We start from the raw sequence: 436 nt of genomic DNA on the forward strand, positions 1-436 counted from the left end.
CCAACGCCGCCACCGCCCACGGCACCCCGCCCACCGGCTCACCCGTCACCACCCCGCCCTCGACGGCCGAGGTCACCGCGACGAAGTCGCCGGCGTCCCCCAAGCCGACCCAGCACCCGCACGCCCCGGTGTCCCTGCCGAACACCGGCGCCGGAAGTGTGCTCTACGCGATGGGAGCGATCCTGCTGCTCGGCCTCGGCACTCTGACCGTGGTCGCCGCCCGGGCGCGACGCCTCTCCTAGGCCTCTGTTCCGCCCCGGCAATCCAATGACCAGTTGACTGACAATCAGCAAACCGGCGAAACGGCGGAGGGGGGGGCCGCGGCCCCCCCCCCGCCCGGCGCCCCCCCCCCCGCCCCCCGGGGCCCCCGGGGGGGCCCCGCCCCCCCCCCCCCCCCCCCCCCCCCCGGCCCGGGGGGGGGGGCCCGGGGGGCGGG

1 protein-coding gene is annotated in these 436 nt (G+C 79.8%); it reads left to right on the forward strand.

Translation table 11 applies throughout. From position 1 onward, the window contains the following. A partial coding sequence (locus tag ACIGZJ_RS33615) for an LPXTG cell wall anchor domain-containing protein (RefSeq protein WP_396460838.1) occupies positions 1–242 on the forward strand: 242 nt, incomplete at its 5' end. Positions 243–436: the final 194 nt, after the last annotated feature.

The organism is Kitasatospora sp. NPDC052868 (assembly GCF_044547105.1).
Taxonomy (GTDB): domain Bacteria; phylum Actinomycetota; class Actinomycetes; order Streptomycetales; family Streptomycetaceae; genus Kitasatospora.